At 36.7% G+C, this 14,070-nt stretch carries 12 protein-coding genes; 5 read left to right on the top strand and 7 right to left on the bottom strand.

Annotated features, from left to right (window positions below; translation table 11 throughout):
• Positions 1-205: 205 nt before the first annotated feature.
• From IM477_RS01550 to IM477_RS01525, 6 genes are read right to left on the bottom strand one after another with little or no spacing between them, the layout of a single operon-like run.
• Entirely contained in the window at positions 206-1,480 is a 1,275-nt protein-coding gene (locus tag IM477_RS01550) for a vWA domain-containing protein (protein ID WP_287730253.1), read from the bottom strand.
• Positions 1,481-1,493: 13 nt separating this feature from the next.
• A complete protein-coding gene (locus IM477_RS01545; RefSeq protein ID WP_287730252.1) occupies positions 1,494-2,600 on the bottom strand; it encodes a hypothetical protein in 1,107 nt (368 codons plus the stop codon).
• 32 nt (positions 2,601-2,632) lie between these two features.
• Complete coding sequence (locus IM477_RS01540; RefSeq protein WP_287730250.1) at positions 2,633-5,266, bottom strand: hypothetical protein; 2,634 nt, start codon at positions 5,264-5,266, stop codon at positions 2,633-2,635.
• A 4-nt stretch (positions 5,267-5,270) separates the two neighbouring features.
• Positions 5,271-6,185: a hypothetical protein gene (locus IM477_RS01535; protein ID WP_190722276.1), complete on the bottom strand. Its 915-nt coding sequence runs from the start codon at positions 6,183-6,185 to the stop codon at positions 5,271-5,273.
• Positions 6,172-7,017 (bottom strand): hypothetical protein, encoded by an 846-nt coding sequence (locus tag IM477_RS01530; protein WP_024968980.1) that lies wholly within the window; start codon positions 7,015-7,017, stop codon positions 6,172-6,174. The genes IM477_RS01535 and IM477_RS01530 overlap by 14 nt, the downstream gene beginning before the upstream one ends.
• A 19-nt stretch (positions 7,018-7,036) precedes the next feature.
• Positions 7,037-7,810, bottom strand: a complete 774-nt coding sequence (locus tag IM477_RS01525) for a hypothetical protein (RefSeq protein ID WP_287730249.1) — start codon at positions 7,808-7,810, stop codon at positions 7,037-7,039.
• A gap of 327 nt (positions 7,811-8,137) precedes the next feature.
• Between IM477_RS01525 and IM477_RS01520 the strand changes: the two genes are divergently transcribed.
• From IM477_RS01520 to IM477_RS01500, 5 genes are all read left to right on the top strand, one after another.
• Positions 8,138-8,845 (top strand): sigma factor, encoded by a 708-nt coding sequence (locus IM477_RS01520; RefSeq protein WP_287730247.1) that lies wholly within the window; start codon positions 8,138-8,140, stop codon positions 8,843-8,845.
• 18 nt (positions 8,846-8,863) lie between these two features.
• Complete coding sequence (locus IM477_RS01515) at positions 8,864-9,778, top strand: DUF1822 family protein (RefSeq protein WP_287730246.1); 915 nt, start codon at positions 8,864-8,866, stop codon at positions 9,776-9,778.
• A gap of 98 nt (positions 9,779-9,876) precedes the next feature.
• Positions 9,877-10,743: a hypothetical protein gene (locus IM477_RS01510; RefSeq protein ID WP_149978951.1), complete on the top strand. Its 867-nt coding sequence runs from the start codon at positions 9,877-9,879 to the stop codon at positions 10,741-10,743.
• 6 nt (positions 10,744-10,749) lie between these two features.
• Complete coding sequence (locus tag IM477_RS01505; protein ID WP_149978950.1) at positions 10,750-11,256, top strand: DUF6932 family protein; 507 nt, start codon at positions 10,750-10,752, stop codon at positions 11,254-11,256.
• Entirely contained in the window at positions 11,247-11,723 is a 477-nt protein-coding gene (locus tag IM477_RS01500; protein ID WP_287730245.1) for a hypothetical protein, read from the top strand. Before IM477_RS01505 ends, IM477_RS01500 begins: the two co-directional genes overlap by 10 nt.
• 5 nt (positions 11,724-11,728) lie before the next feature.
• Here IM477_RS01500 and IM477_RS01495 read toward each other — a convergent pair whose 3' ends face one another.
• Complete coding sequence (locus IM477_RS01495; RefSeq protein ID WP_287730244.1) at positions 11,729-13,765, bottom strand: trypsin-like peptidase domain-containing protein; 2,037 nt, start codon at positions 13,763-13,765, stop codon at positions 11,729-11,731.
• Between the last annotated feature and the right edge of the window lie 305 nt (positions 13,766-14,070).

The raw sequence follows: 14,070 nt of genomic DNA, 5'->3' as shown, positions 1-14,070 counted from the left end.
ACTAACCTGATTAGATTTGGTGATAGTTTCAGTGGTTAGGTTAACATTTTCTAGATTTTCTGCAATGAGAATAGCTGTGGGTTTTTGAGGACATTCTGAAGTTGTTTGAGGTTGATTAAACTGAAAATTACAACTACTGAGGAAAAAGAGAGATGAATAAATAAGCATCTGTTTCATGACTTTACAAGTTCCGAAATATTTAGGATTAGTTCTGTTTTTCTTTTAACCATTTTCCCCAATAATAAAAAGGAATAACTCCTCCCAAACCAAGAGCAAAAAAAATACAAATAAGCATTAATATTCTGGTTTCTAAGGGAAGTGTACGCCCAAAAAAATCAAGGGTATAAGGTTTTGATTGTGATGCTACTTTTTGAGTAAAAACTGTGGCTACATATTCACCTCCTCGTCGAACGTTGGGTTGGATATAACTGATTTCGTATCGTCCTTGAATCGCATCAAGGAAAATTTCTAATTTCTCGGCAATTTCATCAGCATCACCAGCAAATTCAGTAACTCCTCCTGTTAACTTCGCAATTTCCGCTAACTGTTTTTGATCTACAAATTCTTTTTCTAGTTGCTCTCTAGTTGCTTGGGATAATTTTGGGTTATTAATATCTCCACGAACAGCAGGTTTACCTAAGGAATATTTTTTGCCTAATTGTTGTGGGGTTAAGCCATATCCTAGGGTATGAACAACAATATCTTTATTGTTCTGAAGATTGGCTAAAGTTTTCTGAACTTCTTGATAATTACTATTATTATCAAAGCCATCAGAAAGGAGAATAATTGAGAGTCGTGGTTGAGGTTTTAAAGGTTTTCCTTCTTTATCTTTAGGATAGAAACGACCTTCTTTATCGTTTTTAAAAAATTTGACGGTTTCTTTGAGAGCTTGATAGAAGTTGGTCGTTGCACAAGGAGTTTTATCCGCAAGACTACCTAGAAAATTAGTTAGTTTAACATCTTGCACTAAATTAAAATTATCGAGAGTTTCTGAAGTAACTTTTGGGTAATAATCACAGGCTCCAGGCTTGTCATTTTTACCTTCTACCCCAAAGGGAACAATAGATAAATAGGTGTTGCCTTTACGCTCTGAGGCTAATTTAATAAATGTTCCCAGTGCGTTAATTGCTGCATCTAATTTTCGCTTTCCTTTAGCAACCGCTTTGGCATCACATCTTGTGTTGAGAGCCTGAGAACAATTCATACTACCACTAAAGTCGATGAGAACGACAATCCAAGCATCAGGAGGAGTCGTTTCTCGGGGAGACTTCCAGTCAAAAGGTAGTTGTTTTCCTTGATAAGTTTTGTTGTTTTTTTTATCAATAACTTTAAGCTGAAAATCGCTTTCAGCTAAACCCATAATCGGTTTACTTTCTTCTCCTGTCACTTGAATTTGAAGAGTCACTTTATCGTCGATGTCCTCAATATCTGTGATTTCAGGTTTAATTCCCCAAGCTGGGGTAATAAGAGCGGTTAACATAATCATTGATAAACTAAGCTTGTGGGTCAAGGAAGCGATTGTAGAAGACGAAACGATAAATTTTGGGTTCATCGGGGTTGTGGTTATCTTTAACATGGAAGGTTATCAGGTTATTGTGTTTAAGGGGAATTTCTTTGGTGCTAGTTAAAGGTATGCCATTGAGTTCGATAAGGTTGTAAAATGTTGGGTTAGGATCTAAAATGGCATCACGGCTGATAATTTTGATGTCAGCAATATGGGGGGGGAGTCCGGGGAGATAAATATCCGATCCTCTTTCTACACCATCAGAACCTTTAGTTTTGGCGACAGAACCAATTTTGATGATTCCTTTGGCGGGAAGTTGAATCGACAGTCCCTCTTCGATTTTTTCGGCATCCGATTCACTGACAAATTTGAGCGTTTTATGGATGTTAGGAAAGACTGAATTAATGGATGTAAATTGAGGATCGATGCTTTCGAGTTCGGGAATGATTTTCCTGTACTCGAATCCTTTACCGGCTCTCAGTGCTGCCATGTAGCTAGGAGAATTAGTAATTGTAAAGGTTAGGCCGAGCAATAAGCCTAAAATGGCAAATCCGAGGGGATCTTCTGCTTTTCTAAACGCTTCTGAGGTGCCTAACCATTGACGAATAAATTCAAAGATTCCCACCGCTACTAAACTGGCAACACCCGCACCGATGATGCTAGTATATAACCGTTGTCGAAAGCGATCGCGATCCCCCGCTTCCATGCTGTAAAATTGCCAAGTAAGTCCTTCGGCTAATCCAACGGCTGCACCGACAAAAAGCCAACCTAAAAGTCTGCCTGGAAACTCAGCAACTCCAGATTGAATTAATAGCTGAAAGATTCCACCCGCAGCTAATCCGGCAATCAATCCGATTAAGGTGGCAATTAATAGGGGAACTAAAGCAATCCGAAAGTTGAGTTTAGGACGGGTGGGATTACTAATAAATATTTCATTCATTACCATCCCAATCCCTAAGGATATAGCGACGCAGGGGAAAAGAACCACCTCTGGAAACCGAGACAGGATTTTTAAGTCAGTCAAGAAAATCTGACCGATATTCCAGCCAATTAAAGCCGAGGTTATTCCTGCTAGTATGTAAAGCCAAATTCTCATAGGTTTAAAAATTATCCTGATGGGGGAGTTGCTCAATCAATTGGGTTTACTTTACCGCAAATTGCTGGTTTATTACTTAATGTTTCACCCAGTTGAGCAGCTACATCACACTTCAAAAGGTTATAGGTATTCTTTCCATAGTTAATCACTCCATCAACATCAATCTTAATAGATTGCTCCTTTTTAAGTCTAGATTTAAGACTTTCTTGGTATTGTAAAATAGCTTTAACCCAAGCTTCTTTATCTGCTGGTTCAGTCATACGACTAAGGGAAATTCCAAATTCATTATTGGGATCAAGAACATTAATTACATTATATGAAGATGAAACAGAAAAAGCCTCATCTAATTCTTTTACTAAAGTTTGTAAACTATATTTTGTCTTTTCTGGTTTATCAAATTCTGGGACTGCCTTTCTGATTGCTTCCTCTTCTGTTGTAGTTGGAGTTGGAGTTGGAGTTGGAGCGGGAGTTGAAGATGAAGCGGGAGTTTTAGCCACTTTAACTTTAGAAAACCCTAGCTTTTTACAATTGTCAGCAGTTGCTTGAGTTGCTTGCAGTTGCATATTTTGAAGCAGATTACATTTTAGAGCTTGATAAGTTTTTCCATCCTTATCAATAATACCATCAATATCATCAGAATTAGATGGTGTAACTTTATATAATTGATAATACAATATAGACAAAATCCACTTTTCTTTATCTTTATTATCTTCTAGTTTATTTAGAGTCTTAAGCTCAAAAGAGTTATTGGGATCGAGAATTTTTGAAATAGCTTCATCAATCTCATTCTTGTTAGGTTTAAAAGCATCTGCTCTAGTAGTTTGCTTCAAATCTTGTTGAATTTGTAGTAATGACCCTTTAGTCTTTGGAAAGCTTTTGATCGCTTCTTTAATAATCGGCGATTCTGAATTGTTTGATCCTCCGGGTAAACCGGGTACAGATAAATTAGCTAAATTCAATAATCTTTGAAAGAAAAATCCTCCTAAAGTGAATATAAGCAAAAAATAAATAATAGCAATAAAACAGCCAGCTGCTCCACCTTTAAACACAGAAGATAGAAGAAATATTGCTGTTTCTTTTATTTCTCTAAATACTGGTTCATACCAAGGTATATCTCTTTGAACTTTAATATCAAAATTCTTATCTTCATCCCCATTCAATTTATGGCGTTTATATACGTCACTAGGAATCTTTTTCTGGGCGAGATGATAAAAGAAAACGGTTAAACTATATCCTTTATACTGTTCCTGCGATGACACTTCTAGTTTATCAAATAGGCGAGCAAGATGGATGTATTTTTGAGTTGTTGGATCGGGATAAAAACGATGATTCCAAACTTTCCTTAAGTCATCTATAATTTCTTGCCAACGTGCATCATTTAACACATAAAATTCTTTTTCTTTTAAACCTTCTGTTTCCGTGCTTAGATAACCTGCTTTTTTCTTTAAATCTTGTTTCAATCCCACACTTGTGAAAGTTTTATATGTTACTCCCCAGAGTCCGTCTTTATCTGATAAGAGTCTAGCCGTAGCATCTATCAAGTCTGGCTGCTTAATGACATTAAGAATAAGTATATTAATACCTTGCTTAACTGGATTAAATATTAATGAGTTTGGCTGAGTAATAGCTTTTACAATCTCCCCTTGAAAACTCTGAGATATTGGATAATAATCCTTCTCTTTTTTCATTATCCAAGCGACAAAATCTGGCAGCTTTTCAGGGCAAATGATGGCTTGTAGCGTCAAAAGACGTACATTAGATTCATTATAAATTCCCTGTTGATAAGCATCTTTGGAGCCTTGTCCTTCAAATATGGAATTCCAAAAGGTTTTATAATCCTGTTGAATTTTAGGATTGTTCAAAGCATCTTCGATAGGGGCTAAATTTTCTTGAAAGTTTCCTGTCCGGCAGGAATTCCTGATAGCATTTTTAATTAGAGTTTCTTCAGGTATTGCTGGAGCAAGTTGAGGAACACTGTTTATTCTGGCTCTTATTGTCTCCTCTGCTTTTTTACTGGCGGGATAGATGACTAAAAAGCGATTTGGTTGCTCTAAAGCCTCTACATTACAGGCCCAAGAAATCAATTCCTTACATCTTGCTGGGTCAGTTTTAGAGGCAATTTTATGAATCATTAAAGCAGGATATGGTGTCTGCAAATTATTCTGAGTAATAATTATCGGTGTTTTTCCTTCCCAAATCCCATCCAACTCAGATGGAATATGTTCATTAATTTGAGTCTCAGTATCGTCATATTCTGTAAACAAATCGACTTGTTTATAATCAGATGGGTTAAAAGTTGGCTTTCCCTTTCTCATGTACCAAGATACAAGATCAGGCAGCTTACCCCTTCCCTGACACAAGAAATAGCGATAGAGAGATGCACCCCGTCCCCGTTCATCTATCCCCCGTGTGACGACGGCAATGACTGACCAAGCCTCTCCATGATATTCCACTTCCCGTCCAATAATGGCGGGATTTTGGCTAGATGCGCCTTCAGAAACGGCAAATTCTCGATTTTTAATAGCTAACTGTACAGGTGTAGGAATTGTAGCAAGGGTTGAGTTCATGTACTCTCCCGAAAAACCCCGCGATTTCCACTCACCAGCACCGCCAGTGCCATCGACTAAAATACCCGTGCTAAATTCATGAATGTGAATAGTAGTCATTGTTTTAATCCTTATCTAATTCTTTGTGATGTTGACCGGTACAAAGCCAGTAAATCGGGGAAACTAAACCAAAGGGTCGCCACCGTCTCGGATCGCGGATAATAGAAGTTGTTCCTTGGCGATCGCGTTGTTTTTCGATCGAGTTGGGTTCGGGATAATTGGTTCCCAACGTACCAAAGGCAGAAGTGGCAAAATAGTCCACTTCACCTCCTCCCCTATCTACCCAGTTTTCTAATTTATTTTGCATCAGAGGAAAGCGTCTTTGTGTCAATTTTCTCGGTTCATGACGACTCACCCACAGTTGACTCAGTTCGCACTTACTAACCGCAAAAGCAACGCGGCGCTGTTTGGGATTAATATCCACCCTGTCTAAAGCCGCTAAAAATTTTTCTAGTCCAATAGCATAGTCTTTATCTTTGCGGTGAGAGGTTCCATCCACTAACAATAAAAGACCTGTAGCCACCACACAGTCTTCGAGATAGTCAACTAAGCGCGGATCGCCGGTTTTGTTAATGAGATCCCGAAGAAACTCGCCGGAATAATCTTTACAGTTAACATTGAGACGTATTGCGCTAGAAGATAGGCCTCTTTGCAGATTTTTCAAAGAAAATTGTTCTTTGAGAACAATACTTAATCCATAATCTTTGACTTCATCAACGGTGGCTTCTAGGGGAGTTGGTTCTAATTCTAGTCCCTGTTCCAAGATGTTCTGTGCCATGTTCATCAGTTGTGCGCTGGCTTCTTGGTTCCCCACTGGAGTCACCGATTGAACTGGACTATCGGCCTTAGCATTTGGCCAATAGGCGAGGGAAGCCATATAGGCGGTTTTACCAGCATTGCGATCGCCAATAACCCGTATTTCGGCATTGGCATCTTTTAATTCAGGAGCTTTTGGTTTTAACCAGTCAAACGCTTTCATTTTTGGCTCCTTGATTTGGTTTTTTACTGAGCCAATAGAGAGGTTCAATTAGATTATAAGGTTGCCATGAGTTTGGTTGTCTAATCACCGAAGCCGGTTCTTCTCCTTTCATCCGATCTTCTCGGTTAGGACGGGGATTATCTCTGCCTAAAACGCCAAAGGTAGAAAGGGCAAAAAAACGCAGATTTTGGGGAATAACTTTTGCTCGCAAGGTTTTAGTAGTTTCTCGTAAATGGACGGCGAACAAATCAATTTCTGGGTCAAGCCTACCGGGCCAAATTTCTCCTCTTTCACATTTACTCATAACTATTGCTAACTTCAAATTCTGAGAACGACCCCGCTCATCCATTAATTTAAGGAATTGTTTCATGATTCTGTTATAAAAGTTATCAGTTCCTGGTTCCCATCCTGTTAGCATAATTAGACAGCCGATGACATCGGTAAAACATTCATTAATAAAATCTTCATGGATAGGCTTCCTTGCACTGGGACTGGCAATTGCCTCAAAGACTTCTCCGGGATAATCTCTAGCGGTTAATTGAAAAGTCTCCGTGGAACTATACCAATAGGGTTTGGCTGTGATACCAAAGGAATAAAAGGGTAAGTCATCTACTGACTCAATCTCTTGTCCGATGACGGTTCTATCTAGATCGGCCGCTTGTTTGAGAATATTTTCAGCTTTTTCAGCAAGTATTCTTGTGGCAGGATTTTGGGGGTTGACAGTAAATAGTTTTTTGCCTTGTTTGTGTTCTTTGAAGTAGGACAAAGCAGCTAAATAGGTGGTTTTTCCTGCTGCTGTCGGTCCAATTACAACAATATTTCCACTGGTCATTTTTACTCCTATTTTAACTTTATTTTGCGAGATGACTGCCCAAATAAATCCAGGGGAGTTCTAATAATTTTCGATTATATATGCTCGTAATAAAACATCTAATTGTTAACCCTTGAATACTACGGTTAAGTTGATTGATTTGAGGGTGAATCGGTCGAAAATAACGCTGAAAGACATAGTTATCTCTCTCTTGCCATGTTATGGGTTGGAAATCAGGATTAAAAGCGAGTTTTCTGGCTTCTTCTTCGAGATCGATTGGGAGTAAATCGGCTTTATTTAAACAGAGGAGAAGATGTCGAATTTTCGGACAATCTTGCTGGAAAAATTCAAGCCAACGGTCAAAACGATTACACCATTGTTGTCTGGTGATAAAGTCAGCTAGGTTTACTTGGCTGGTCGGTTTAATGATGTCCCGATAGGGCGGTAAAATCAACATAATTCCTTCAGCTTTTCTGATCGTTTCGAGAAATCTTTGCCACTCATCAGGTCGATTTTTTTGCCAGTATTGTCGCCAGATTTCACCGGGGGTGTCCAACCAATCCAAGGCAATCATTTTCTCCCCTGTGGGAAGGGTGACATTAACTTCTATGTACTGCTCATTAATTCCTTCGGGAGCGATACCACCAGTTGGTCTTGGAGAGCCAAGTTCTAGATCTAAAAAGAGTCCTCTAAGAAACTGATAATCGGGATAAGTAACTTTGACATAATTTCCCTTGGGGTTAGCTAATTCCAAGACTAGGTGAGTTTTACCTGTTTCGCGATCGCCAATATAAATAACTCCCAAGCACTCCACCTCCTGATCAATGAGTCATGATTGATAATTGATAGCAACCAAACAGCGATCGTGTTTAGTTTCGGTTTTATATTACTTTCTCGTAGGGATGGCTGCTTTTTATGCAAAATTTATGATTATCTTAACATAAATTTACATTCTCGATAGTACCCCGCGCCACATCCACTCTGGCTGCGATACCGAAGGCAGTCCGGGAGCGAGATCGCAATTCCCTCGACAATTCCTCACAAAAAAGAATTTTAATTATCGGTTTTTGCATAAAATGCCAGTAACCTGACGAGTAGATAAAAGGGGTAGTGATCTAGAAAATGCAAGGAGAGTTCTCTGATGAGTAACCCAGACAGCAAACTTAAGCTTCTTGAAGAAATGGCACTTTTGGCTAAAAGCTCCCCTGCAAACAGCAAGGAGAGACAAAAATGGCTAACAAAACTAACCAATGAGATTCAAAACTCTAATAAAGTGTACTGTAAAAATATCTATAATTTTCCTAAGTCTGTCTATCAGGATATTTTTCACGAAGCTCTACAGCAGACTTTTTTAGAGATTTTTGAAAAAATTGACCTGTACGACCCAAGTAAAGGTAATGTCTTGGCATGGGTAAGTTTTTTGCTCGATAAGCGGTTTATCGATGCTGTCAGGGAACATTTAAAACTGCGACATAGACAAGATAATGGCAAGCGAATCAGAATTTATGAGCAATCTTTGGATGTTCCTCTCCAGTCGGAGCAATCAAGCTGGAACCATGCCCCAGATACTTCCTTGCTTGATATAATCGAGCAAACTGAATCTCTCTCCCCCCAAAAAGATTGGGAGAGATTATGGGATTTTATCCAAAAAGATCCTAGAGATTGTTTTCGGCAGACTCACATCGAAAAGCATCCGGAGGCTAATTTTCAAGCAATCTGTATAAGGCGATTTAATGGACAATCTTGGAAGGAAATGTCAACAGAATGGGGAATCTCCCTAGCAACTTTAAGCAGCTTTTATCAACGCAGCATTGATAAATTGCAACCAATTTTTCAAGAATATCTTTAGAAATAGGAGACAAAAACCATGATGCCACTAGCTGAACGTTTAACTTTTACAGTCCCCCTGAGCGGTGCTGATTTTAAATTAGCTCAAAAGTTTAGTTGCGAGCAGAAAGATGCTGATAAAAGTAAACAGGTTTTTCTAAATACTTTAGCCGTGCTTGCTGTTAACTTTTACTGCCAGTGTTTGAAAGTAGAAACAAATTTAAAGGAAAGCATTATTGGGGATTATACTCGGCGAATTTTAATGGATAGTGCTGATTTAAAGATCGATGTTCTCGGTAAATTAGAATGTCGTCCGGTTTTGCCAAATGAAAATATCTGTTATGTCCCGTCCGAGGTATGGTCAGATCGAGTGGGTTATGTTGTGGTAGAAATTGATGAAGAAGCGAAGAAAGCTATTTTATTTGGATTTGTCGAGCAGATAAAAACTAATGAATTACCATTAGCTCAATTACCAGATATTGACAATTTACTTGATTTACTTCTTCTGGCTAAAAACAAACAACTTTTCAAAAGAACTTTTGACAAGAATTGGAATGAGGATGAATCAGCAAAAATTTTAAAAGATAAACAGGAAAGTTTTGTTTGCCTAGATAATCCCGCTCTACCTACAATTGATAAATCTATCACCTCTCCTCTCTATAAAGCTAAATACATTACTCTGAAAAGACGGACATTTATCCTATTTGTTAGGATAACCCCTACAAAAGATGGAAAGTTTCAACTTCTTGTGGAAGTTGAATCCGATAGAGGAGAAAAAATTCCATCTGATTTGAATTTGAAGCTATTATCTTTATCCGACCAAACTTTGAATGCAAGTCAAACAAAAAGAGGTAATTATATCTCTTTGAACTATAAGCTTCAATTGGGAGAGAGTTTTCAAATACAAGTGAAGCGAGCAGAGGAAAGTCACACAGAACAATTTTCTTTTGACTAAACTCTATTTGAACGGGATAATTTATCTAAATTTCATTTCTGATTAAAGTTTAGATAAATTGTTCAAAATTTGATCTTATATCGATGCTAAAGTAAGCTATGCCAAACCAAAAAGATTTATCGGATATTCGCAATTATCTCTACGATCAAGCTGAAGTGAGATGGTGGTACAGCTTGTGGTTATCTTTATGCGCTCAAGTTTTAGCATTAATTGCGACAGTCAACAATAAATTGTGGCTTTTAGCTATTGCCGGTTTTCTTGCCTTAATTACTCCAATAGCAGTAGCATGGTTGCGAGAATGGGCTAATAACTTGACACAAAAAGCTGATAAATGTAGAAGAATGATTTTATATGCTGATAGTTTAGGAGAAGATATTCCCAGCCATGAGTTAGCTATGGTTAGAGCTTGGACAACAGGAATTAAATTGCAACAAGCTCCTTTTACTTCTCCTTATTATTCATCTTCTCTATCTAATAGTCCACAAAGATTAATGGATATTACAACAGAATCTGCTTACTTTACTGAGTTTTTAGCGGCAAAAACGGTCAATTATTTACTGGTATTTTTAGTTATTTCAATTTTAATTTTATCAGGAATTATTTATTTTGCAGACTTCGCAACCTCTACGGCTACAATTAGCCAAGAAAATCAAGATATGAGTGGGGTAAAGTGGGCAGTTAAGGCAGCATTAACAGCTATTTCTTTTATTCTATCTGGGGATATATTACTGCTTTGGAAAAAGTATTCAGATCTGAAATTATCTGCTCAAAGTACTTTTCAAAAATGCGCCGATCTTCGTTACGATAAATCCTTATCTATTTCTGAAGCTATGCAGGTTGTTGAGGACTATCATCTAGCGTTGATTCAAAGTCCACCGATTCCTCTAAAACTTTACCTAATCTACAGAGATCCCTTGAATCAATCTTATCAAGATAGTCATTCAATTAGTTCTAATCAACCCTAGTTTTTCTTGGGCAATGCCCAGCTTGCTCACAAATTATCTAATATTAAAAACATGGGAATTCCTCCTTTTAATCAGCACGGCTTTTTGCCGCCGGGAGAACATAAATTAGATAGCTGGGAAGAGCTTGTAGAAAGATTTGGAACCACTCGAAGAAGACAACGTCTTCTAGTCGGACTAAAAAGAGTATTGCTAAATCTTCAACAAGCAGGTTGCCAAAAAGTCTATCTTGATGGTAGTTTTGTGACTAAAAAGGGAAAACCCAATGATTATGATGGTTTTTGGGAAAGTGAGAAAGTAAATCCAGAAAAGCTTGATAGTATCCTGCTGGATACTTCCTTAGAAGGATGTCGAGAGCAAAAGAAAAAGTATGGAGGAGAATTATTAACCGCAGATACGAGAGCCGTAAATGGTCAAACGATTTATGGTTATTATACAATAGATGTAGAAAGAGGAATTACTAAAGGTATTGTTTGCGTTGAGTTACAGTTAGTGGATTTACAGCTATGGTTTTGAACGAAAAGGGATATGAACTTAGAAAAGCTCAAGCCCAAGAGTTTGAGAAAGCAATAGTAGAATTTTCTGACTATGCAATTCAACATCCTGAAATCGATTCAAGAATTTTGAAAGCAAGGGAAAATTCTTTACGGACTTTGTTAGCGAGAATCAACACAGAACTGGCAGAATATGAAGACAAACAGCTAGAAAGTTTAGCTTTGGCTGCTAAAAATTATCCAAAAATTAGTCAGCAAAGATATAAAAGCTTAACTAAATTAACTAATAAAATTCAAGAATCTAATCAAGTACAAAATCAAAATATCTATAGTTCTTCCCCAGATATTTCTGGAATGGCATGGCAGCAAACCTTGAAGCAAGTATTTGACAAAATCGATCAATATAATCCTAATAAAGAAACGGTATCGCAGTGGTTTTTATCGCTGTTCAAGCTTCAATATCGTAAGCTGGAAAAAGAGTCTTTATAGGTTTATTATTCATACTGACAAGACTCAGTATATAAATCTGCAAACTTTGATTCTTTTATGTTATTTATCGATGTGTCCTGGGGATTTTTAAGCTTTTTTACCTCTAAAAGAGTATTTTCAGGAATACCAATTCCCAAATTCTGATTAGGCAAATTAGAACTACCTAAATCAATTCCAATTAAGCAGCCATATTGATTGATGATAGAATTTCCTTCCGCTTTTGGTTTAATTGTACCATCGAAGCTGTTATAGAAAAATTTATAAGTTTGATTTTTTTGCATTGGATTTAGATCGGTAATTTTACCATCAATTAAATTGAGATTTGAATGAGAGTCTTCTGGAGACTGTCGAGCGGCCATATAAACTTTTTCTTCTAATGCAGCCTTAGCTTTGCTCAGTTGAGCGATTTTGTATGTTTTATTGCTGTTAAAAGTCATTATAGCTAAGTGCTGACTCACCTCTGTAATAGGTCTGTAGTTTCTGAACTCTTTTCGTCCTTGATTAGTTGATATAACAATTTGACTATTTTCTCTGTTTTCTAATGATTTTGCGTTGGTTAGAATATAATAAGTTGTATCTTGTTGAGAATGAGATTTGTCTGCTTTCTTGTCATAAGCAAAAATAATACCCGCAAAAAAACTAGAGCTATTTGTTTTGGGGTCATAAACCTTAATAGTTACTGTACTTTCTTGTAATACATTTTCTACTTCAGCTTTTGACGGAGGAAATATTTTATTAATCGGTCCAGGAAGATTAAGTAATCTATTCTTGCTCAAAGTAAGAATTATTGCTAATATGAATAACCAAGACAAAAAACTTGAGCAATATAGAAATATATTCTTTTTGAAGCGAGATTCTTTATTATTAGGCCATGTCCAAGGAGTTTTGTTGAGATTTTGTAAAAGAGCAACGACTGAAGCAGAACTTTGCCATTTTTTATCATCCTCATTATCTTCTATCTTTTCTTGAGCTTCTTTAATAGCAAAAGGTAAAAATTTATATCGAAGTAAATCGATCAACAAAACCACTAAAAATTCTCGAGAAAAATCCAGAAAGATAGACTCTCTCATCGCAATAACTTGAGGAATTTCTGCCTCGTTAATGAGAGCTTTTGCTAACTTTAGGGAATAGCAAGAGTCTAAAATAACTAGCTTTAAAGTTTTTATTCTTTGAATATTAATACATTCGCAAAATTTACTATTTGTCCAATATTCATATTCACTAATTTGTATATTGTTGTCTTCTTGCCCATTGCCTTCTTCCTCATATGGGTTATGTCCCAAGAAGTAAATAACTTCAAATTGATGCCCATTATCGACAAGTGATCTTATCTTTTGAGAACTAATTTTTTCCAAATAATGCAACTCTAACTTAATACCCAAATTATGACATATCGAAATTGATTTTTCCCAGATATTTTTTTGCTTTTGAATATTTCCTTCTGGGATATCTCCGAAAATAATCAAAACTTTCAACGCCTCATTAAACGGCCGAACATATAATTCTTGTTTAACTTTATTTTTTGGTCGTGTTATCCCAAATACAAGGCTAATTTGAGGATGCTTTTTGAGTAATTTCCAATGATGCCAAAACAGCTTTTGAATTTCCAGAATTTCAGTTTCAATGACAAAGATTACTTTGGTATCAGAGTCCAAAAATTTTTCAAGACTACTTAAGAAATTTTTCTCTATTTTTTCTTCAACTTTATTAGGAACAGATTCTAACCAGTTATTTAATTCTTGGTTAAATTGTTCTAGGTTACGATCTAATTGTTTTGCACATTTATCTAAATCCTCATTTGCCGAGCTAGGATTCAGTCCTAATTTTTGAAATTGCTTATATTGACTGTTCCAATTATTATATTTATTAATCAGTTCAGTAGGATAATCGAGTTTAAATTTTTCGCCGTAGAAAAAATTATAAAATCGTTGAATAGTCCAAATTAACGCTCGCAATGGATTAGTTGATAAATATTTTATTTGCAGAGAACATTGAATTTTATCATTGCTCGGTTCTAAATTGAGAATAACGTATTTAATCATGGTTCAAATTAACTAGCTAAACTCGAAAACTACTAACATAAAAAAACAACAACCTAGAAATCCCTACGTCAATGCTTTTGGCAAAATCCTGTCAGGAAAAACTAAAAATCCCAAATAAACAGGATAATAGATAATCTCCTTCAGCTTACTAAGCTGAAAATCAGGCACAGAAGTAGGCCAATTTCCTGAAAATGAGCTACGAATAACAATCAACGAAGTCGTGGCGGTTAGGGAAGTAGAAAAATAGCTCTTGGGAGGAAACTGTAAAACAGTTTTTTTGCGACTATAGCAGGTTAACTTCGTCA

Origin of the sequence: Microcystis sp. M090S1 (assembly GCF_020246295.1) — a bacterium.
GTDB lineage: Bacteria > Cyanobacteriota > Cyanobacteriia > Cyanobacteriales > Microcystaceae > Microcystis > Microcystis aeruginosa.
This window is presented reverse-complemented; position numbering and strand designations above follow the sequence as displayed.

Bases quoted from the DNA above. Each gene is read 5' to 3' on its own strand.
- IM477_RS01550 (WP_287730253.1), bottom strand. From the start codon at position 1,480: ATGTTAACCGCTCTTATTACCCCAGCTTGGGGAATTAAACCTGAAATC.
- IM477_RS01520 (WP_287730247.1), top strand. From the start codon at position 8,138: ATGAGTAACCCAGACAGCAAACTTAAGCTTCTTGAAGAAATGGCACTT.
- IM477_RS01530 (WP_024968980.1), bottom strand. From the start codon at position 7,017: ATGACCAGTGGAAATATTGTTGTAATTGGACCGACAGCAGCAGGAAAA.
- IM477_RS01545 (WP_287730252.1), bottom strand. From the start codon at position 2,600: ATGAGAATTTGGCTTTACATACTAGCAGGAATAACCTCGGCTTTAATT.
- IM477_RS01510 (WP_149978951.1), top strand. From the start codon at position 9,877: ATGCCAAACCAAAAAGATTTATCGGATATTCGCAATTATCTCTACGAT.
- IM477_RS01500 (WP_287730245.1), top strand. From the start codon at position 11,247: ATGGTTTTGAACGAAAAGGGATATGAACTTAGAAAAGCTCAAGCCCAA.
- IM477_RS01495 (WP_287730244.1), bottom strand. From the start codon at position 13,765: ATGATTAAATACGTTATTCTCAATTTAGAACCGAGCAATGATAAAATT.
- IM477_RS01515 (WP_287730246.1), top strand. From the start codon at position 8,864: ATGATGCCACTAGCTGAACGTTTAACTTTTACAGTCCCCCTGAGCGGT.
- IM477_RS01535 (WP_190722276.1), bottom strand. From the start codon at position 6,185: ATGAAAGCGTTTGACTGGTTAAAACCAAAAGCTCCTGAATTAAAAGAT.
- IM477_RS01540 (WP_287730250.1), bottom strand. From the start codon at position 5,266: ATGACTACTATTCACATTCATGAATTTAGCACGGGTATTTTAGTCGAT.